This is a genomic window from Halomonas cibimaris, assembly GCF_055379665.1.
Map to the genome: position 1 here is coordinate 1815584 of NZ_AP043828.1, position 18774 is coordinate 1834357.

Below are 18774 nucleotides of genomic sequence, written 5' to 3' on the forward strand. Positions count from 1 at the left end.
CGCTCTGTATCCGGCAGGCTCTACCCCAAGTGACCGCACTCGACCGTGAGTATAACCAACATGACTGATACCCAAGACGCCTCCCGCCGCCATTCCTCGAAGGTCGTCGACGGCCCGGGCAAGTCCGCCAGCCGCGCCATGCTGCGCGCGGTGGGCTTTAACGACGACGACTTCACAAAGCCCCAGGTGGGCGTGGCCTCGACCTGGAGCATGGTGACGCCGTGCAACAGCCACATCAACGAGCTGGCCGAGCACGCCCGGGACGGAGCCGACCGCGCCGGCGGCAAGGGCGTGATTTTCAACACCATCACCATCTCCGACGGCATTGCCAACGGCACCGAGGGCATGAAGTACTCGCTGGTCTCTCGCGAGGTGATTGCCGATTCCATCGAAACCGTGGCCGGCTGCGAGGGCTTTGACGGCATGGTGGCCATCGGCGGCTGCGACAAGAACATGCCCGGCTGCATCATGGGCCTGGCGCGGCTCGACCGCCCCGGCGTCTTCGTCTACGGCGGCACGATTCTGCCGGGCAAGAACCACACTGACATCGTCTCGGTGTTCGAGGCCATGGGCGCGCACTCCCGGGGTGACATCGACCGCATCGAGCTGAAAAACATCGAAGAGACGGCGATTCCCGGGCCCGGCTCCTGCGGCGGCATGTACACCGCCAACACCATGGCCTCGGCGATTGAAGCGCTGGGCATGAGCCTGCCGGGAAGCTCGGCGCAAAACGCCGTGTCCAACGACAAGCGCGACGACTGCGAAGCCGCCGGCGAAGCGGTCCTGGAACTGCTCAAGCGCGACATCAAGCCCTCCGACATCATGACCCGGGCAGCGTTTGAAAACGCCATTACCATCGTCATTGCGCTGGGCGGCTCCACCAACGCCGTGCTCCACCTGGTCGCCATGGCGCGCACCGTGGGCGTGGACGTGGCGCTTTCCGACTTCACCGAGATCGGCAAGCGCGTGCCGGTGGTCGCCGACCTGCGCCCCAGCGGCCACTACATGATGAGCGAGCTGGTCGCCATCGGCGGCATTCAGCCGCTGATGAAGCTGCTGCTCGACGCCGGCCTGCTCCACGGCGACTGCCTGACCGTCACCGGCAAGACCCTGGCGGAAAACCTTGCAGGCGTTGAGGGCTACCCGGACGCGCAGGAGATCATCGCGCCGCTGGACAAGCCGCTGAAGGCGGAAAGCCACCTGCGGATTCTTTACGGCAACCTCGCGCCGGAAGGTGCGGTGGCCAAGATTACCGGCAAGGAAGGCACCCACTTCCGCGGTACGGCGCGGGTGTTCAACTCCGAGGAAGAAGCCCAGGCGGGCATCAACGACGGCACCGTGGTGGCCGGCGACGTGGTGGTGATTCGCTACGAAGGCCCCAAGGGCGGGCCGGGCATGCGCGAAATGCTCACGCCGACCTCGGCGATCATGGGCCGGGGGCTGGGCAACGACGTGGCGCTGATCACCGACGGGCGCTTCTCCGGCGGCAGCCACGGCTTTGTGGTCGGCCACGTCGCGCCCGAAGCCTTTGACGGCGGGCCGCTGGCGCTGGTGGAAGACGGCGATATCATCACCATCGACGCCGAGGCCAACACCATTGACGTGGCCATCGGCGGCGAAGACCTCGAGCAGCGCCACGCCGCCTGGCAGCGCCCGGCACCGCGCTATACCAAGGGCGTGCTGGCCAAGTACGCAAGGCTGGTCAGCTCGGCCAGCACCGGGGCGGTGACCGACGAGGACTGACGCGCTCGGGCGTCAGTCCCGCGCTGGCGCCCGATTCAACCCTCCACGCGGCTGATCCGAACGGGCAGCCCCTGGCGCACGGCGGCGCCGCTGACGCCTTCCAACCAGGTGCCCGCCACCTCGCGGGTGGGATCGGCAAAGCCCAGATCGTTGATGTTGATGCCGGCGCCGATCCACGGGTTGCCGGAGAACGCCTGGCCGTCGATCTCGTGCTGGCTGGCGCCCAGCTCGGTATGGCCGAAGCTGTGCTCGATGCCCAGCGCGCCTTTCATCACGCCGTCGCTGACCAGCGCCAGCGCCTTGACGGCCCGCCCAGGGCTTTCGATGCGCACGGTATCGCCGTGGGCAATGCCGTGACGCGCGGCGTCGTCGGCGTGCAGCAGCACCGGGTTGTACGGCTTGATCATGCGCAGCCGCTCAAGGCCGATGGCATAGGAGTTCATCACGTTGGACTTGTAGGAAAACGCCAGCAGCGGCCATTCATCCTGCGGGTACACCTCGCGCATGGGCGTGCCGTCGGCCATGTTCGCCGCCTGCAGGCAGGGCGTGCCGGACAGACGCTTGCCGGTCTGGCTGTCGACGGTGGTGCCCACCTGGGGGTTGTACACGCACAGCGCCCGGGACCAGGCGTGGGCGAGCTTTTTACCGTCGCCGAAGGCGTCTTCGTGGTCTTCAAAGCGCCCGCCCCGGGCGTACAGATAGGCCACTCGGCCGCGCTCTTCCGCCGGCAGGGTGCGCGTGAGCTTGGGCAATAGCGGTTCGATGCCGCTGTGCATTACGTCGCTTTTGTCCGCTTCGGGCAGCGGTTCACCCATGTAGGCGATGTTGGCCGCCGCGCGCAGAAAGAAGTCCTCGGCGCGGTTTAATGGATAGAGCTTGCCGTCGGCGCCGGGAATGGCGTCGTCGCCGAAGCCCGGCAGCCCCAGCCGCTTGGCCGTCGCGATGAAAAAGCTTTCCATGCTGATGGGCTCGCCGTCCTCGGTCTTGTCCTGGCGCGGCTCGACAATCGGCCAGCAGGCCGTGGTCATTTTGGTCAGGGTGCCGCTCCAGGCGCCGGTAAAGCCCCAGACTTCATACATCACCGAGTCCGGCACAATGTAGTCGGCAAAGCGGTTGGTTTCGTTGATAAAGCCGTCTACCGCCACGTAAAGCCCGAGGTGTTTGGGGTCCTTGAGCTTGTCGATAATGGTGTCGTGCAGCCCGGCCTGGCCGTACAGCGGGTTGGCCATGCAGCCGATCACCGCCTTGATGGGGTAGGGGTAGCCGTCCAGCGCTGATGCCAGCTGCTCGGTGAGAATCGGCGGGGCGAGCGGGCGCCAGGGGGCCTTGGCCGGGTAGGGGTTCTCGCCGGCGTCGATCTTGCGCTGGTACTCCGAGGTGTCCTCGTAGGCAAAGCGCGTGCGCGAGACAAACACGCCCTTGGGGCCGCGCTTGCCGGGGAAGTCGGCGAGATCGTAGCGCGGGCCGCTGCCGGTGCCGTTGAACTTGCCGCCGCCGAGCGCGGCACCGCCCTGGCGGTTGAAGCTGCCGGCGAGCAGGTTGAGCATCATCAGCCCGTAGGCGCCGTAAAAGCCGGTGGCCGACATCATGCCGCCGTGGGTATCCACCACGGCGTCGCGGCCGTAGGCGGCGAAGCGCTCGGCGATGTGCTTGATCACCCGGGCCTCGATGCCGCAGTGCTCGGCGTACTCTTCCAGGCTGTGCTCGTTGGCGGTATCGCGCAGTTTTACCAGGCTGCTTTTGACGCTGACGGTGCCGTCTGTCGTTTCAACCTCGCGCTCAACAAACAGCTCGGCCTTGCGCACCTCGCGGCTGGGCTTCAGTTCGCCCTCGGGATTCACGACCATCACGTCGTCGGCGTTGCTGCCGGCCTCCACGCCGTCTTCAAGGTCCGAGCGGCGCAGAAAGTGGCCAAAGCGCGGATGGTCTGCGTTTTCGATGACCAGGTGGGTGGCGTTGGTGTGGCCGTTTTCACCCGCGGCGTCCACCGCTTCGGGGCTGGGCATGGCCAGGTAGTCGGCGGCGTAGGCTTCGTGCTCGATGAGCCACTGGATCATCGCCATGGCGAAGGCGGTGTCGCTTGCCGGGCGAATGGGCACCCAGCGGCTGCGCTCGCCGGCGGCGTGAGAGGCGCTGGCGTTAAGCCCGGGGTCGATGACCACGTAGTCCAGGTTGCCGGTAGCGCGTGCCTCGGCCAGCAGCCGCCCCTGGCGTTTGAAGGGGTTGCCCGCCTGGCTGGGAGCGGTGCCGATAAACAGCGCGAATTTCGCCCGGGTATAGTCGGGCTTGACGTGGGCAAACTTGGCCATGTCGTCGAGCAGCGCACCGGAGCCCATGCGAAACGCGAGCCCGCAGTAGGAGCCGTGGTGGCCGTAGTTGCGGGTGCCGAAGGCGTTAAAGCCGAAGCGCTTCAAGATCGCCGAGCGGCCGTAGTCGGTGGCCTCCATCATCAGCAGCTGGTTGGCCTTGGGGCCGTACTCGGGATTGTCGGCGTCGACCGGCTCATCGTGGTTGTGAATCGTGCGCAGGCCGTCAACGTGGCCTTCGCCGAACAGGTCGCCGCCTTCGCAGATTTCCTCGATGAGCTTTTCAAAGGAGATGCGCTCCCAGCGCCGCTCGCCGCGCCCGCCTGCGCGCTTTAAGCAGTGGGTGACGCGGTGGGGGCTGGTGATCTGGCCGATCATGGCGTTGCCCCGGGCGCAGGCGGTGGAGCGGCCGGCCAGGCCCTGCTCGTCATGGCCGCTTACGTGCTTGAGCGCATCAACGACCGGGGTGCGCATGGGCAGGTGCGGCTCGCTGGAGAGCGGATGGTAGGGGTTGCCCACGGTGCGCAGCACTTCGTCGGTGTTGCTGTCCACGCGTACCCGCACGCCGCACTTGGTGGTGCAGCCGTAGCACACGGTAAAGGGCATGCGCTGATCGGGGTTCAAGGTCAGCTCGCCGGAGTCCTGATCGACGGTATACTCCGGCGCCAGGGCGTTGCCGTAGATGTTGTGTTCGGGCTTTTCCCCGGCGCTGCCGGAGACGCCCTTGGCCATCTTGGTCAGCGGGCCGGAGTAGCCGGCAACGAAAGCCGCAGCGCCGCCGGTGGCAGCGGCGCCCTTGAGCAGGCGACGACGTGAATTATCCATGGCGGACTCCTTGCGAAGCGGGAGAAACGGGCGACGCGGCAGAGGCAAAAGCGCCGGCGGCAGGCGCGTCGCGCTGCGGGTCGAAAGAGGCCTGGCGCCAGGGCACGAACAGCTCAATGACCAGCAGGGCGGTGAGCCAAAGGCCGAAAATGCCGATGATGCCGGTCAGCCCGTACGAACCGAAGGCGACGTGGTAGTCGTGAAAGCCGGCGCTGTTGCGGGCCACGGTCTGCACGTTCATCAGCACCACCCAGCGGAACATCCACGCCACGTGCAGGGCGAGCAGGCCCAGCACCCAGCCGAACAGCCGGCGGCGCGCGTGGCCGCGGCGTGCGACAAAGGCCAGCACGGCCAGCAATACGCCGGCGGTGATGCCCTCAACGGCGGTGGCGCGCCAGGCCGGGCTCTGGTCGACGGAGTCCAGCGCGGCGGCCACCGAGCCGGACACCGCATTGGCGCCGTCAAGAAACCAGGTGAGTGCGATAAAGCCCGCAGCGATGCAAGCGCCGACCAGAATCGCCAGCATCTGGCGGTTGGTGTCGGGGCTGCGCATGCCGGACATTCGGTTGAGCAGCAAAATCAGTCCGCAGACGCCGATGACGCCGGTGGCGACAAACATCGGCGGCAGCCAAGCGGTGTGCCACAGCGGCCGGCCCTTGACGATGGCCACTTCGGCGCCGGTGTAGAGCATCATGCCCATTGAGGTGGCAAGGGCGGCGAGCCCGACCAGCACCATGACTTTGCGCGAAGCCTGCCAGTCGCCCCAGGCGATCCAGCCGGCAATGCGCGAAAACCAGCCGTCATTCGACCGGGCGCGAGATTTCAGCGCCGGGCGCCAGGCAAGCCAGGCCAAAAGCACCGTGGCGACCAAGTGCAGCGGGAGCAAAAAGCTGCCGATGGACATCCACGACCAGGGCGTGGGGTGAGCGTAAAAGTGCCAGAAGCGCAGCGGCTGGTGCAGATCGGCGAGAAGCGCCACCGGCGCGACCAGCGTGGTGGATACGCAGGCAAGCAGTGCCAGCCGCGAAGTGGCCAGCCAGTGCTGCTTGCCCAGAATGATCCCCGGCGCGGCGACCCAGAGACTGGTGTAGGAAAGCGCAATCAAAAAGAAGTACTGCACCGCCCAGGGGTACCAGGCAATGCCGTAGCGCGGCACGACCACTTCAGTGACCAAACTCATAGTCCAGCTCCTTGCCCGCTTCGTTGATAACGTCCCAGATGCCGGGTTTGGCTTCCGGGCGGTGGGTAAAGCGCTCGTCCATGCCAAGGTAGAAGACCTGGGGGTGAGTGCCTTTCTCCGGCTGCAGCACCATCAGCTCGTCGCGGTGTTCGGCCATCATGCGGCTGATCTGGCTTTCAGGGTCGCGCATATCGCCGATGATCCGCGCCCCGCCCACGCAGGATTCCACGCAGGCGGGCAAAAGCCCGGCCTCCAGGCGGTGGGCGCAGAAGGTGCACTTGTCCGCGGTCTGGGTTTTTTCGTTGATAAAACGGGCGTCATAAGGGCAGGCGTTAACGCAGTAGGCGCAGCCCACGCAGCGGTCGCTGTCCACCACGACGATGCCGTCTCGGCGCTGGTAGGTGGCCTGTACCGGGCAGACCGGCACGCAGGGCGGGTTTTCGCAGTGGTTGCAAAGTCTTGGGAGCATGAAGGTGGCAAGCTGGCCGGTGCTTTCCTGCTCGACCTCAAACTGTGAGACAACGGTGCGAAAGTTGCCCAGCGGGGCATCGTTTTCAATATGACACGAAACGGTACAGGCCTGGCAGCCGATGCACTGGCGCAGATCAATGAGCATTCCGTAGCGTTTTTCCGGGTCGCCCTCTCGGCGCGGCGGCTGATCGTTGATGCCGGCGCTGGCGACGCTTGATAGCGGCACCATGGCCGCACCGGCGCTTAGGCGCGCCAGCTGGCCGAGAAGGGAGCGGCGTATGGGATCCATGGCGCCTCCTTGGTAGGGCAGCGCAGCGGCTGCGATGAATCGTCGGGACAGATTCATTGTACCCTGCGCCCTGACAGGAAAAGTTGATGCCCATCAAGGGGTTATAGGCCGTTTTTTAATGCTGCCTTAATCCTGTTGAGACAACTGCTTGTTTATTCGCCTATTTATGAGAACGGGTGTGCCGGCGAAGGGCGAGGACGGCGTGCCGGGGAATTATCGGTATGGGTGTGCCGGCAAAAAAAGGCAGGGCTATAAAAAAACCGGCCCTGACAGGGCCGGTTTTCGCGATGCGAACAGCTGCTTTCTGGCCGTTTGCATCGTGCGGTGTCTCAGTGAGCCGAAATCACTGCAGCGGCGTTTCCGGCTCCAGCGTACGGTGCAGGACATTAAGCTCGTCGGCGTTTAAGTGCTCAAGCTTGCCGGCCAGCAGGTCGCTTACCTTTTGCACGGGCAGCCCGGCGCGGCGCGCGATATCGCGGCTGCCAAGCTCGGATATGGCCATTAGCCGAGTAATGATGCGCATCAGGCGCGTGCGTTTTTCCAAATCCCTGACGTCAAAATCGTCAGGGCCGGTTCGCGGAGGTTCGGTCAGTTCTGCATGCGCAGAGGAGCGTGCCGTGCTCATGGGTCTCCATCGGTGGGAAATGGCAACATCAACAATGCCGATAAGCGCACGGGTTTTCAATGCCCGCCGCGTTAAAATTTCCCGCCGCGACAATGTCCGCCGGCAAGGCGGTACTGGTAAACTCTGTGGCTTCTTTTCAGGGCTGCTGATTCGGCGGTCTGTTTTCATTTTTGTCAGTGCAAGTCCAGCCAGGGAGCAAAGCAATGGCGTCAGCAAGCCCACCCGTTGTTGGAGTTATCATGGGGTCGCAGTCGGACTGGTCGATCATGGAGCATACCGTTGCCATGCTCGAACGGCTGGGCGTGGCCTATGAGACCCGGATCGTTTCGGCCCACCGCACGCCGGATCTTTTGTTTGACTATGCCAAGGGCGCGGCCGATCGCGGGATTCAGGTAATCGTTGCCGGGGCCGGCGGGGCGGCGCACTTACCGGGCATGGTGGCCGCACAAACGCCGCTGCCGGTGTTTGGCGTGCCGGTGGAATCCAAAGCGCTCAAGGGGCTGGACTCGCTTTTGTCCATCGCCCAGATGCCCGGCGGCGTGGCCGTGGGGACGCTTGCCATCGGCAAGGCCGGCGCTACCAATGCGGGCCTGCTGGCCGCCCAGGTGGTAGGGCTTAGCGATGCCCAGGTGCGCGCCAACGTCGAGGCGTTCCGCGCCGAGCAGACCCGGACCGTGCTCGATCACCCCGATCCGCGCGCCGGCGCCTGAGCGGGCGCCCGCCATCCGCCGCTACTGGCAAACCACCCCGGAGATGTGAAATGAACATTGGCATACTCGGCGCCGGCCAGCTCGGGCAGATGCTCGCCCTTGCCGGCTATCCGCTGGGCAACCGCTTTACCTTTCTCGATACCACCGGCGGCCACAGCGCGGCCATCGGCGATATCATCAGCGACCCGCAACATCAGCGTCTGGCCGAGTTTCTTGAACGGGTCGACGTGGTGACCTATGAATTTGAACACCTGCCCGTCGCGCTGATCCGCGAGATTGAGGCGCACCGGCCGGTGTATCCGAGCAGCCGCGCCATTGCCGTGTGCCAGAACCGGGTGGAGGAAAAGGCGCTGTTTGACCGGCTGGCGATTCCCACGCCGGAATATCGCGTGGTGGAAAGCGCCGAGGCCCTTGAGCATGCAGCGCGGGCGCTTGGCTGCCCGGTGGTGGCGAAGTCCACCACCGAAGGCTACGACGGCAAGGGCCAGGCGGTGCTCAAAGCGCCGGAAGATGCCCAAAGCGCCTGGGCCGCTATCGGCCATTCGCAGCTTGTTGTCGAAGCGTTCGTCGATTTTGTGCGCGAGGTCTCGATTATCGCCGTGCGCGGCCGGGACGGCGAAGTGCGCTTTTATCCCATGGCGGAAAATCAGCACGTGGACGGCATTCTGCGCTACTCCGTGGCGCCGCTGCCGGATCTTGACGATGCCGTACAACACACCGCCGACGGCTATATCCGCGCGCTGCTCGACGAGCTGGACTACGTGGGCGTGCTGGCCCTTGAGCTGTTTCAGACCCGGGACGGCCGGCTTTTGGCCAACGAGATGGCGCCTCGGGTGCACAACTCCGGCCACTGGACCCAAAACGGCGCGGTGACCGGCCAGTTCGAAAATCACCTGCGCGCGGTGCAGGGCTTGCCCCTTGGCGATACCGCCGCCCGGGGCGTGACCTGCATGGCCAACGTGATCGGGCGCGAACCGGCCAGCGCCGAGGTGCTGGGCCAGCCGGGCGCGCATCTGCACCGCTACGGCAAGGCCGAGCGCGCAGGTCGCAAGCTTGGGCATATCAACGTCGTCGCCCCGGACCACGCGGCCCTGCAGACGCGCCTCGATGCCGTGGCCGCGCTGCTGCCGGGCGCGCCGGCCCCGGCGTTCAGCTTCGTTTCCTGACGCTACCCGGCGTTGGCGTTATTGGGCGTCATCAAAGTAGCGCGCCTTGATCTTGTCGTAGGTGCCGTTGTCTTTGAGCGTTTCCAGCGCCTGGTTGAACTGCTCGGCCAGGTCGCGATCGCGCTGGCGAAACGCAATGCCGAAGCCGTCGCCGAAATACTGCTTGGGCTCGGTGATCATCTCACCGACGACCTGGTAATCGCGGCTGTCGCTTTCCAACAGCGTTGACTGGCCTACCGGGTAGTCGAGAAACACGATGTCCAGCCGCTCGGCTTCCATGTCCAGCACCATATCGTCGGCGGTGGAGTAGCGGTTGATGTCGGCCACGTCGCCGTACATGTCGGTGGCGTAGTTGTCCTGCAGTGTGCCGCGCTGTACGCCGATGGTCATGCCGTCAAGCGATGCGTCGGTGGCCTCGTCCAGCTCGGTGGTGGACGGGGCAAACCAGGCCGAGGGCGGGGTGAAATACGGCTCGGAGAACAGCACTTTTTCGCGGCGTTTGTCGTTGATGGTCATCGACGACATGATGGCGTCGTATTTGCGCGCCATGAGGCCGGGAACGATGCCGTCCCAGCTTTGCACGACCCACTCGCACTGCTTTTTCATCTCGGCACAAAGGGCGTTGCCCAGCTCGATGTCAAAGCCGGTGAGCTCGCCGTCCGGCGTGCGGTATTCCATGGGCTCGTAGGGTACGTCCACGCCGATGCGGAGCTGATCGTCGTTGCGTGCCTGGGCGGCGGTGGCGGCCACGGCAAGGCTCAAAAGGGAAAAGGTCAGCAGTTTTTTCATTGTAAGTATCTCCTCGCTAAGGGGATGCACCGCCAAGCGGCGATCAGTCTCAACGTACCTTTGCCGGGGTGTCGGGGCAAAGTTTTTTTGCTGCCGGAAAGGGGCGCGCCTAGGTAGCCGGGCCCAGGTGGGCCAGCAGGCGCTTTTCCAGAAAGCGGAAAAAGTAAAGAATGGCAAACGTCAGGCACAGATAGATCGCCGCGACGAACAAAAAGGCATCGAAAGGCGCATAGAAGCGGGCATAGACAAAACGGGCCGCGCCGGTCAGATCCATCAGCGTCACGACGCTTGCAATGGCGCTGGCGTGGAGCATAAAGATCACCTCGTTGCCGTAGGCCGGCAGCGCGCGGCGAAAGGCGCTGGGCAGCACGATGCGCCGCAGCGTCAGCATGGGCGACATGCCGTAGGCCCGGGCGGCCTCGACCTCGCCCTTGGAGGTGGCCTTGATCGCGCCGCGGAAAATTTCGGTGGTGTAGGCGGCGGTGTTCAGGGTAAAGGCCACCAGCGCGGGCACGAAGGGGTCTTTGATCAGCGGCCACAGCCAGGACTGCTGCACGCCTTCCACGAACACCACGCCGTAGTAGATCAGGTACAGCTGCACCAGCAGGGGCGTGCCGCGAAACACATAGGTGTAGGCAAAAATCGGCCATTTGATCCAGCGCCGCCCGGAGCAGCGGCCCACGGCCAGCGGCACGGCCAGCAAAAGCCCAAGGAGCAGCGAGAGAAACACCAGCTGTACGGTGGTGGCCAGCCCGTCGCCGTAGTAGGCAAGGGTCTGTAGCGTGAAGATGCTGTTGTCGGCGAGCAGCGCCTCCAGCCGGTCAACGAGTGCCTGCATTAGTCCCCCTCCCCGTAGCCGATGCTGTAGCGTTTTTGCAGCCGGGCGAAAATCCATTCCGAGACGCTGGCGATCAGCAGATACGCCACGGCGACGACCATCATGAAGGTGAACGGCTCGCGGGTGGCCTTGGACGCCTCGGCGGCAATGCGCACCATGTCGGACAGGCCGATCACCGAGACCAGCGCGGTGGTCTTGAGCAGCACCATCCAGTTATTCGAAAGCCCCGGCAGGGCGTGGCGCATCATCTGCGGAAAGCGAATGCGCCAGAACACCAGCCGCGGGCTCATGCCGTAGGCCTTGCCGGCTTCGATCTGGCCCTGCTCCACGGCCATGAAGGCGCCGCGGAAGGTTTCGCCCATGTAGGCGCCGAAAATCAGCCCGATGGTGACCACCCCGGCGACGAAGGCGTCGATATTGATGAAAATATCCACGTCAAAGGTGTAATAGAGCCAGTCGGTGAACGTGTTGACGCCGATCTGGCCGCCGAAGAACAAAAGCATCATCAGCACCAGATCGGGCACGCCGCGGATCAGCGTGGTGTAAAGCGTCGCTGCGCGGTGTGCCACCCGGCTTGGCGACATCTTGGCGCTGGCGGTCACCAGCCCCAGCACGATAGCCAGCGCAAGCGACAGCACGGCAAGTGATACGGTGACGCCGGCGCCTTCCAGCAGCCGGGGGCCGTAGCCCTGTAAATCCAGCATGGTGGCCTCCGGAGATCAGTACTTGGGCGCCAGAAACTGCTTGAGACGCGGCGACTGCGGGTTGCCGAGCACGTCGGCGGGCGCGCCGGCCTCTTCTACCAGCCCCTGGTGGAGATACATCACCCGGCTGGAAACGTCCCGGGCAAAGCCCATTTCGTGAGTCACCACCACCATGGTGCGGCCTTCGCGGGCCAGGTCGTGCATCACCTTGAGCACATCGCCGACAAGCTCCGGGTCCAGCGCCGAGGTGGGCTCGTCAAACAGCATGACGTCCGGGTCCATGGCCAGCGCCCGGGCAATGGCGCCGCGCTGCTGCTGGCCGCCGGAAATCTGTGTGGGGTAGGCGTTGGCGCGGTGGCTTAAGCCCACGCGTTCGAGCAGCGCTTCGGCGTGCTCAACGGCGTCTTTTTTTGACTTGCCCAGCACATGAATCGGCGCTTCGATGATGTTTTCCAGCACCGTCATATGCGCCCAGAGATTAAAGCCCTGAAACACCATGGAAAGCCGGGCGCGCATGCGCACCACCTGCTTCCAGTCGGCGGGCTCGCGGCCTTTGGCGGTGTTTTTAAAGCGGATGGGCTCACCGTGGACGATCAGCTCGCCGGCGTCGGGCTGCTCCAGCAGGTTCATGCAGCGCAAAAAGGTGCTTTTGCCCGAGCCAGAAGCGCCGATCAGGGTAATGACGTCGCCCTTGTGCGCTTCAAGCGATAGCCCTTTCAAAACATCAGTGTCGCCAAAGCGCTTGGTCACGTTGCGCACTTCAAGAGGCAGAGGAGTGGCGGCCATAGCAGGGGCTCCAGAACAGGGATTGCCGCGGCAACCGTTGCGTATCAATCAGAACAGGGCGTTAAAACGCTATGCCATAGTGCCGTATTTGGCGGGTAGCGTCGTGGTTGGCGCGCAAAAAAGCTGGTGATTTATTTGCCTGGAGCGCCGGGTGCCATCGTGCGCGCGGCCAGCAGCGCTGCCCGAGCGCCGATTTCCACCTGGGCGTTGGGAAAAACCACGTGCAGCGGCTCGCCGCTCACCCGGGTGTCGCCGCCCTGGCCGTCGTGGGCGATGCGCGTACCCGGGGCAAAGGCGGTAAAGTTGGGCGTGTCGTCGGCAAAGCACAGATGAAAGTCGTCGCTTTCGCGCCTGATTTCCTGCACGACGCGAAAAAAGGCCATGCGCTCGGTGCAAGCTTCAGCAGGTGTGCCGCCGCCGGCCAGCGTTTTCAGCAGAGCGAGCATGGGCGCCAGCGCGTCCAGGTCGTTGTGGCCGAAAGGTGCGACCTGACCCAGCTCCAGGGTGAAGGCCTCGGCAGCGTGGTAGTGGCGGCTGTAGTGAGAAAACGTCCAGCTATGGCGGTGCTGGCAGAGTGCTGCCTGCATGCCGGCGGCGGCGAGGCGCCGCCAGTGCGCCAGGCAGACAGGCGCGTTCGAAAACGGCGCCAGGGCAAAGCGCGGATAGCGGCTCTGGCGTATGGCGGTGTGCAGGTCGTAGTGCAGCGGGGGCAGCGCTGCGTGACGGGCATAAAAGGCGTCGACCTGAGCCATGAGCGCCCGGGCGCGGTCGGGCTCGTCGCCGGGCGTTGCCAGGCCGCGGTGAAAAAGCCGGTTGAGGTTGGTGTCGATATAGCGCACGCCGGCGCGCAGCGCGGGAATATTGCCAAGCATCACCAGCAGCGGCGCACCCGGGCGCAGCACGCCGGCCTCGATGGCGCAGAGCAGCTCGCCGATCAGCTCCACCGGCGCGGTTTCGTTGCCGTGGACGGCGGCGGAAAACACGCAGGCCCGGGCGTTGGCTGCCTGCTTTGCGGGTATGATTTCCACTACGCCCGGGGCGTGCAGCGTATAGCCGTACGCTGCCAGCACGCCTGAGCGCACCGGCGGCGTACCGTCCAGCGTTATGTCCAGCCATTGGTCGAGCATGGTTTTCCCCTGTGCCTAGGCACGTTTTTGTTGAATCGCGCTGAATTTTTTACTTAAAACTGTATTTATTGCTATTTTATGCCGGGCTCAAAAAGGGTAGACCGCATCATCGATGACGGCCAGTGCGGCATCGTGCTTGGGCCTTTCCCTATCATCCGCAAACGGAAAAACGCCATGGACAACACTTTTTTTGCTGCCTTCGCCGGGCTGGTGGATGCCGGCAACGGCCTTTTATGGGGCAGCGTGCTGATTTATCTGCTGCTGGGCGCGGGCCTTTATTTCACGGTCATGACCCGGGGTATCCAGCTACGCTATTTCGGCCACATGTTCAAGCTGCTGCGCCATTCCCGGGAGTCCGACGGCGGCATTTCTTCGTTTCAGGCGCTTTCCACCAGTTTGGCGGCGCGCGTGGGCACCGGCAACCTTGCCGGCGTGGCCGTGGCCATTTCGCTCGGCGGCCCCGGGGCGGTGTTCTGGATGTGGATGACGGCCATGGTGGGCATGGCGACCAGCTTTATCGAGTCGACCCTGGCCCAGGCGTTCAAGGTAGATCACGGCGACGGCACCTTTCGCGGCGGCCCGGCGCGCTATATCGAGCGCGGTCTGGGCCTGCGCTGGCTGGCCGTGGCGTTTTCCGTGTGCCTGATCATTGCCTTTGGCCTTGCGTTCAACAGCGTGCAGGCCAACTCCATTGCCCAGGCCATGGAGCAGGCCTTTGCCGTGCCCACCTGGGCCATCGGCGTGCTGCTGATCGCGGTGGTTACGCCGATTATCTTCGGCGGGCTGAAGTCCATCGCCCGGGTGGCGGAGCTGATCGTGCCGCTGATGGCGCTGCTGTATCTGCTTTTGGCGCTGGTCGTGGTCGCCACGAACGCCGCGGAGCTGCCCGGCGCCCTTGCCACGATTGTCAAAAGCGCGTTCGGCCTGGAGCAGGCCGCCGGCGGTGCGGTGGCCTATGCTGTGTCCCAGGCGATCATGAACGGTATTCAGCGCGGCCTGTTTTCCAACGAAGCGGGCATGGGCTCGGCACCCAACGCCGCGGCGACCGCTACCACCAAGCCCGACCATCCTGCCGCTCAGGGCTTTATTCAAATGCTCGGGGTGTTTCTCGATACGCTGGTAATCTGCACGGCGACGGCGGCGATTATTATTATGGCCGGGCCGGGGCTGCTGGCCGGTGACGAGGTTAACGGCATCCAGCTGACGCAGATGGCGCTTTCCAGCCACGTAGGCCAGTGGGGCGGCATGTTCGTTGCCGTGGCGATCCTGCTGTTTGCCTTCACCTCGGTGATTGCCAACTACTCCTACGGCGAGGCCAACGTGGAGTATCTGGCCGGCTGCCGTGCGCCGGTGGCGGTGCTGATCTATCGGCTGGCGGTGCTGGCCATGGTCATGGTGGGCTCGGTGGCAAGCCTGGGGCCGATCTGGAACTTTGCCGATTTATCCATGGGCATGATGGCGCTTATCAACCTGGTGGCTATTTTGCTGCTTTCGCCGGTGGCCTTTGCGCTGTTTCGCGACTACGAGCGCCAGCTCAAGGCCGGGGTGGAGCCGGTCTTTGACCCGGCGCAGTTCCCGGATTTGGCTCACAAGCTGGACGCGCAGGCCTGGCCGGCGCGCAAAGCGGGCCGCGAAACCCGATAGCGTTTTTCATCAACGGACGAAGCCATGGCCCGCCCTGAGCTGCTGGAGCAGATTCACACCGTAGTCGCGCAGATACCGCCGGGGCGGGTGACCACCTACGGCCGCGTGGCGCAGATGACCGAAGGCGCGACGGCGCGGATGGTGGGCACCGCCATGCGCAAGCTGCCCGCGGGCAGCGAGCTGCCCTGGCACCGGGTGGTGGCAGCCAGCCGGCGGCCGGCCGATCACGGCGGCGCCGATCGCCAGCGAGCACGGCTGGCTGACGAAGGCGTTGTATTTGATGCGGCGGGGCGTATCCCCGCGCATTTGCTGTGGCCCGATGCCGGCCCCGGGCCGGGCGGCTAGCCGTCGCGCCTTTTGTCCTGTTCCAGGTGGGCGCCGGACTTCCACGACCAGTCTCGCCAGCGCAGATCGAACAGGTCTTGCCGGCGATCCTTGAGGTTGGTCACCGAGCCTTCGGCGCGCACCACGGTCAGCCGGGTCAAATCCAGGTCAGAAAAGAAGATCATCTCGGTGTTGGGCGTGGTTTCTGCCAGCACCGCGTCGTGGGGAAAGGCGAAGTCTGACGGCGAGAATACCGCCGACTGGGCGTACTGGATGTCGAGATTTTCGATGGACGGCAGGTTGCCGACGCTGCCGCACAGCACCACGTAGCATTCGTTTTCGATCGCCCGGGCCTGGGCGCAGTGGCGCACCCGCAAATAGCCGTTTTTCGTGTCGGTCCAGAAGGGCACGAACAAAATATCCATGTCCTGGTCTGCCAGCAGCCGCGACAGCTCGGGAAACTCCACGTCATAGCAGATCAGAATGCCCACCCGCCCGGCATCGGTATGGAAGACGTGCAGCTCGTCGCCGCCCTCGATCACCCAGTCCCGGCGCTCCTGGGGCGTAATGTGCAGCTTCGCCTGGCGCTCGACGCTGCCGTCGCGATGAAACAGATAGGCGATATTGTAAAGCCGGTCGTCGTCGCCGATTTCAATCATGGAGCCGCCGACGATATTGATGTTGTAGGCCACCGCCATGCGCGAAAGCTCCGTTTTGAACGGCTCGGTAAAGCCGGCCAGAAAACGGATAGCGCCGATGGAATCCTGCTGCGCGGCGCGGTCCTGCAGCCCGATCAGCGGCGCGTTAAAAAGCTCCGGGAAAACGGCAAAGTCGCTTTGGTAGTCCGACAGCGCATCGACGAAATATTCGATCTGCTGCAGCGCGGCTTCCACCGAGGAAAACTCACGCATCTGCCACTGTACGGCCCCCACGCGCACCTGGGTGGGGCGGGTGTTGAGCACGCGCTCGGCGGGCTCGAAGAGGATGTTGTTCCATTCCAGCAAGGTGGCGTAGCCCCGGGACGGGGCATCTTCAGGCAGGTATTTGCGCAATAGCCGCTTGACCTGAAAATCGTTGGCCAGCTGAAACGACAAAATGGGGTCGTGCAGCTCTTTGCGCGCGACTTTTTCGATGTATTCGCTGGGGGCCAGATCCTCGGCATGCTCGTAATATCGGGGAATGCGTCCGCCGGCGAGAATGGCGCGCAGGTTAAGCGAGCGGCAAAGCTCCTTGCGCGCCTCGTACAGCCGGCGCCCCAGGCGGTAGCCGCGATAGTCCGGGTGGATGAGCACGTCCAGCCCGTACATGGCGTCGCCGTCGGGATTGTTGAGAACGGTCTCCCGGTGATCAATCAGGTCATCGTAGCGGTGAGGGTTGGAAAAGGCGTCGTAGTCGACCTGAACGGTCAGCGCCACTCCGACGATAACGCCGTCGTTTTCAATGGCGATCTGCCCGTCGGGAAAAGCCTGGATCAGCTTTTCGATCGTGCGCGCCGGCCAGGCGCCGCCGAGATCGTGATAGACGGCGTCCATCAGCGCTTTGAGCTGCGGATAGTCGGCGGGTGTCAGATTGCGCAAGTTCAGTTGCAGGTCTTCTAGCGACATGGCAAAACCCCGGATAAGAAAAGACGGCGCACTATACCGCGCATAGGGCAAGGCCGATAAGGCCGCAATGCAAAAACCCGGCACATGGCCGGGTTTAGCGCGTATGTTGTCAATGCGCCTCGGGCAGGCGCAGAGCCCGGCCTTGAAGCCTGGCCCTGCGCGGGCAGCCGCGAGCGTTATCCTTTGACGTTGGCGGAGTCGACGCCGTGATCATCTACCAGGCCGTCATCTTCCGGCAGTTTGCCGTCCGGCCCGTTTTCTGCGGAGGGAGCGTTGGCGCTGTTGGTGCTTTCCTGCTTGGTGACAACCGGATCGCCCGGATCGACTTCACCGGCTTGGCGCGTTTCGGCCTGTACGTCCGTGGGGTCGTTGGCGGAATCTGCCGCCTGGTCCGGATGTACGGCGTTTTCACCTTGCTGATCGGCGAGTGCCGTGCCGGAAACCAGGGTGAGAGCGCCGGCGATGGCGGCTGTCTGGATAACGTGTTTCATTGATAGCTTCATGCTCACCTCGTTTCGTAGGATGGAAAGCCTTGTAGGATACAAGGTGTTGTAGGATACAAGGTGTTGTAGGATGAAAAGTTGTGCAGGATAGAAGGCGTTGCCCGTTGCTCGCTGTTGTTTTTAGTTCTGCTCTCAGCATAGATGATACAGCGTATTTTTCAAATACAGCGTTTGATAAACCCTGCTATCCGCCGGCAGTGCGCCGCCGTACGGCGTGAGCCCGTGAAGATCCGTACGCATCGTCTCAGGCGTTATACGCTTGTTTGAAAACCGCACGACAAGAGCGTGATGGCACCGTATCCCGGACGTTGCCAACCGCCGCACCCGGGCTTGCCGCGACTGGCAGCGGCGCGTTACTTCAGGGTCAGCCGGCAGACGTCCACGACTGGCACCAGCCTCCGGAGGCTACGCTGTGCTGCGGGAAAAGCTGGCAGCCCTGGGTGTCAGCGGTGTAGAACATGCAGCTAGCGCAGGTCTGGCCGGGTTCGTAGGCCGGGTGATCGCTGGCGTTGCTGGCCTTTTCTACATAGTTGAGCGCCCGGGCGTTGCTGGAGGACGGGTCCAGCCGGGGCAGGGATTGCGCCTGCGCCGAGGGGGAGAGCAGCCCGGCGCCCAGCGGCAGGGCCGCCATGCCCAGCGTGCTTTGGCGTATAAAGCGGCGGCGGCTTTGATCAGCCATAAAAACCTCCTTGGGTTGTCAATGGGCGTAGTGCACGTCCGCATTCATGCTAGCGCAGCCGCTTGCCGGGTGCGACCCGCTGTGTGGCGCGGCGCTTGCTGCTATACTCGCCTGGCTGCCGGCAAGGCAGACAGCTGATTTGACACAGCGCTGCACCGAATACGTGCGCAGGGGGAGGTTATGCAAAACGCGGTAATTCTGATCAATACCCAGCAAGGCCAGGTCAAGCCCGTGGCTGAACGGCTGGCCGAGGTGGACGGCATCAGCGAAGTGTATTCGACCTGCGGGCGGTACGACCTGGTGGCCATTGCCCGTACCCGGGATTTTGAAAGCCTGGCCGAGCTGGTCACCGGCAAGCTCAACGCCGTAGAAGGCGTCAGCGATACGGAAACCCTCAACGCCATGCAGGTGCACTCGCGCCACGATCTGGAAAGCATGTTTTCTCTGGGCTGGTAGCGCCC

The 18774-nt window shown here is 64.1% G+C and carries 18 protein-coding genes; 6 read left to right on the plus strand and 12 right to left on the minus strand.

Annotated elements, in window-relative coordinates; genetic code table 11:
- Positions 1-60: 60 nt before the first annotated feature.
- Positions 61-1743 carry a dihydroxy-acid dehydratase gene (gene ilvD, locus ACZ415_RS08420; RefSeq protein ID WP_344701527.1) on the plus strand — a complete coding sequence of 561 codons (1683 nt, stop codon included), beginning with the start codon at positions 61-63 and terminating at the stop codon, positions 1741-1743.
- 35 nt (positions 1744-1778) lie between these two features.
- On the opposite strand, the gene ACZ415_RS08425 is transcribed toward ilvD, so the two are convergent.
- From ACZ415_RS08425 to ACZ415_RS08440, 4 genes are all read right to left on the minus strand, one after another.
- Positions 1779-4874 (minus strand): molybdopterin dinucleotide binding domain-containing protein, encoded by a 3096-nt coding sequence (locus tag ACZ415_RS08425; RefSeq protein WP_344701526.1) that lies wholly within the window; start codon positions 4872-4874, stop codon positions 1779-1781.
- A complete protein-coding gene (gene nrfD, locus ACZ415_RS08430; protein WP_344701525.1) occupies positions 4867-6054 on the minus strand; it encodes an NrfD/PsrC family molybdoenzyme membrane anchor subunit in 1188 nt (395 codons plus the stop codon). Before nrfD ends, ACZ415_RS08425 begins: the two co-directional genes overlap by 8 nt.
- Complete coding sequence (gene dsrO / locus ACZ415_RS08435; protein WP_344701524.1) at positions 6038-6814, minus strand: sulfate reduction electron transfer complex DsrMKJOP subunit DsrO; 777 nt, start codon at positions 6812-6814, stop codon at positions 6038-6040. The genes nrfD and dsrO overlap by 17 nt, the downstream gene beginning before the upstream one ends.
- A 343-nt stretch (positions 6815-7157) precedes the next feature.
- Positions 7158-7439: a hypothetical protein gene (locus ACZ415_RS08440; protein ID WP_344701523.1), complete on the minus strand. Its 282-nt coding sequence runs from the start codon at positions 7437-7439 to the stop codon at positions 7158-7160.
- A 203-nt stretch (positions 7440-7642) separates the two neighbouring features.
- Between ACZ415_RS08440 and purE the strand changes: the two genes are divergently transcribed.
- Together purE and ACZ415_RS08450 are read left to right on the plus strand one after the other, a co-directional pair.
- Entirely contained in the window at positions 7643-8149 is a 507-nt protein-coding gene (purE, locus tag ACZ415_RS08445) for a 5-(carboxyamino)imidazole ribonucleotide mutase (protein WP_344701522.1), read from the plus strand.
- Positions 8150-8199: 50 nt separating this feature from the next.
- On the plus strand, positions 8200-9315 hold the full coding sequence (locus ACZ415_RS08450; protein ID WP_344701520.1) for a 5-(carboxyamino)imidazole ribonucleotide synthase: 1116 nt from the start codon (positions 8200-8202) through the stop codon (positions 9313-9315).
- An 18-nt stretch (positions 9316-9333) separates the two neighbouring features.
- Here ACZ415_RS08450 and ACZ415_RS08455 read toward each other — a convergent pair whose 3' ends face one another.
- From ACZ415_RS08455 to ACZ415_RS08475, 5 genes are all read right to left on the minus strand, one after another.
- Complete coding sequence (locus ACZ415_RS08455) at positions 9334-10104, minus strand: transporter substrate-binding domain-containing protein (RefSeq protein WP_344701518.1); 771 nt, start codon at positions 10102-10104, stop codon at positions 9334-9336.
- Positions 10105-10213: 109 nt separating this feature from the next.
- The gene (locus tag ACZ415_RS08460; RefSeq protein ID WP_344701516.1) at positions 10214-10942 is read right to left on the minus strand and encodes an ABC transporter permease; all 729 of its coding nucleotides are present in this window, start codon (positions 10940-10942) and stop codon (positions 10214-10216) included.
- A complete protein-coding gene (locus tag ACZ415_RS08465) occupies positions 10942-11646 on the minus strand; it encodes an ABC transporter permease (protein ID WP_344701514.1) in 705 nt (234 codons plus the stop codon). Before ACZ415_RS08465 ends, ACZ415_RS08460 begins: the two co-directional genes overlap by 1 nt.
- A gap of 15 nt (positions 11647-11661) precedes the next feature.
- Positions 11662-12432: an ABC transporter ATP-binding protein gene (locus ACZ415_RS08470; RefSeq protein WP_344701512.1), complete on the minus strand. Its 771-nt coding sequence runs from the start codon at positions 12430-12432 to the stop codon at positions 11662-11664.
- Between the two features lie 131 nt (positions 12433-12563).
- The gene (locus tag ACZ415_RS08475; RefSeq protein WP_344701510.1) at positions 12564-13559 is read right to left on the minus strand and encodes a succinylglutamate desuccinylase; all 996 of its coding nucleotides are present in this window, start codon (positions 13557-13559) and stop codon (positions 12564-12566) included.
- Between the two features lie 174 nt (positions 13560-13733).
- Here ACZ415_RS08475 and ACZ415_RS08480 point away from each other — a divergent pair, with 174 nt between their 5' ends.
- Both ACZ415_RS08480 and ACZ415_RS08485 read left to right on the plus strand, forming a co-directional pair.
- Positions 13734-15203: an alanine/glycine:cation symporter family protein gene (locus ACZ415_RS08480; protein WP_344701508.1), complete on the plus strand. Its 1470-nt coding sequence runs from the start codon at positions 13734-13736 to the stop codon at positions 15201-15203.
- A 24-nt stretch (positions 15204-15227) separates the two neighbouring features.
- Entirely contained in the window at positions 15228-15548 is a 321-nt protein-coding gene (locus tag ACZ415_RS08485; RefSeq protein ID WP_344701506.1) for an MGMT family protein, read from the plus strand.
- Here ACZ415_RS08485 and ACZ415_RS08490 read toward each other — a convergent pair.
- The 3 genes from ACZ415_RS08490 to ACZ415_RS08500 all read right to left on the minus strand — a co-directional run bounded on the left by ACZ415_RS08490 (position 15545) and on the right by ACZ415_RS08500 (position 18313).
- Positions 15545-17131, minus strand: a complete 1587-nt coding sequence (locus tag ACZ415_RS08490) for a bifunctional GNAT family N-acetyltransferase/carbon-nitrogen hydrolase family protein (RefSeq protein ID WP_344701504.1) — start codon at positions 17129-17131, stop codon at positions 15545-15547. The genes ACZ415_RS08485 and ACZ415_RS08490 overlap by 4 nt on opposite strands.
- 176 nt (positions 17132-17307) lie before the next feature.
- Positions 17308-17634, minus strand: coding sequence for a hypothetical protein (locus tag ACZ415_RS08495; protein ID WP_344701502.1), 327 nt, complete (start codon positions 17632-17634; stop codon positions 17308-17310).
- A 364-nt stretch (positions 17635-17998) separates the two neighbouring features.
- Positions 17999-18313, minus strand: coding sequence for a high-potential iron-sulfur protein (locus ACZ415_RS08500; protein WP_344701500.1), 315 nt, complete (start codon positions 18311-18313; stop codon positions 17999-18001).
- Positions 18314-18493: 180 nt separating this feature from the next.
- Between ACZ415_RS08500 and ACZ415_RS08505 the strand changes: the two genes are divergently transcribed.
- Positions 18494-18769: an Lrp/AsnC family transcriptional regulator gene (locus ACZ415_RS08505; protein WP_344701498.1), complete on the plus strand. Its 276-nt coding sequence runs from the start codon at positions 18494-18496 to the stop codon at positions 18767-18769.
- Positions 18770-18774: the final 5 nt, after the last annotated feature.

Bases quoted from the DNA above. Each gene is read 5' to 3' on its own strand.
- ilvD (WP_344701527.1), top strand. From the start codon at position 61: ATGACTGATACCCAAGACGCCTCCCGCCGCCATTCCTCGAAGGTCGTC.
- ACZ415_RS08425 (WP_344701526.1), bottom strand. From the start codon at position 4,874: ATGGATAATTCACGTCGTCGCCTGCTCAAGGGCGCCGCTGCCACCGGC.
- nrfD (WP_344701525.1), bottom strand. From the start codon at position 6,054: ATGAGTTTGGTCACTGAAGTGGTCGTGCCGCGCTACGGCATTGCCTGG.
- dsrO (WP_344701524.1), bottom strand. From the start codon at position 6,814: ATGGATCCCATACGCCGCTCCCTTCTCGGCCAGCTGGCGCGCCTAAGC.
- ACZ415_RS08440 (WP_344701523.1), bottom strand. From the start codon at position 7,439: ATGAGCACGGCACGCTCCTCTGCGCATGCAGAACTGACCGAACCTCCG.
- purE (WP_344701522.1), top strand. From the start codon at position 7,643: ATGGCGTCAGCAAGCCCACCCGTTGTTGGAGTTATCATGGGGTCGCAG.
- ACZ415_RS08450 (WP_344701520.1), top strand. From the start codon at position 8,200: ATGAACATTGGCATACTCGGCGCCGGCCAGCTCGGGCAGATGCTCGCC.
- ACZ415_RS08455 (WP_344701518.1), bottom strand. From the start codon at position 10,104: ATGAAAAAACTGCTGACCTTTTCCCTTTTGAGCCTTGCCGTGGCCGCC.
- ACZ415_RS08460 (WP_344701516.1), bottom strand. From the start codon at position 10,942: ATGCAGGCACTCGTTGACCGGCTGGAGGCGCTGCTCGCCGACAACAGC.
- ACZ415_RS08465 (WP_344701514.1), bottom strand. From the start codon at position 11,646: ATGCTGGATTTACAGGGCTACGGCCCCCGGCTGCTGGAAGGCGCCGGC.
- ACZ415_RS08470 (WP_344701512.1), bottom strand. From the start codon at position 12,432: ATGGCCGCCACTCCTCTGCCTCTTGAAGTGCGCAACGTGACCAAGCGC.
- ACZ415_RS08475 (WP_344701510.1), bottom strand. From the start codon at position 13,559: ATGCTCGACCAATGGCTGGACATAACGCTGGACGGTACGCCGCCGGTG.
- ACZ415_RS08480 (WP_344701508.1), top strand. From the start codon at position 13,734: ATGGACAACACTTTTTTTGCTGCCTTCGCCGGGCTGGTGGATGCCGGC.
- ACZ415_RS08485 (WP_344701506.1), top strand. From the start codon at position 15,228: ATGGCCCGCCCTGAGCTGCTGGAGCAGATTCACACCGTAGTCGCGCAG.
- ACZ415_RS08490 (WP_344701504.1), bottom strand. From the start codon at position 17,131: ATGTCGCTAGAAGACCTGCAACTGAACTTGCGCAATCTGACACCCGCC.
- ACZ415_RS08495 (WP_344701502.1), bottom strand. From the start codon at position 17,634: ATGAAGCTATCAATGAAACACGTTATCCAGACAGCCGCCATCGCCGGC.
- ACZ415_RS08500 (WP_344701500.1), bottom strand. From the start codon at position 18,313: ATGGCTGATCAAAGCCGCCGCCGCTTTATACGCCAAAGCACGCTGGGC.
- ACZ415_RS08505 (WP_344701498.1), top strand. From the start codon at position 18,494: ATGCAAAACGCGGTAATTCTGATCAATACCCAGCAAGGCCAGGTCAAG.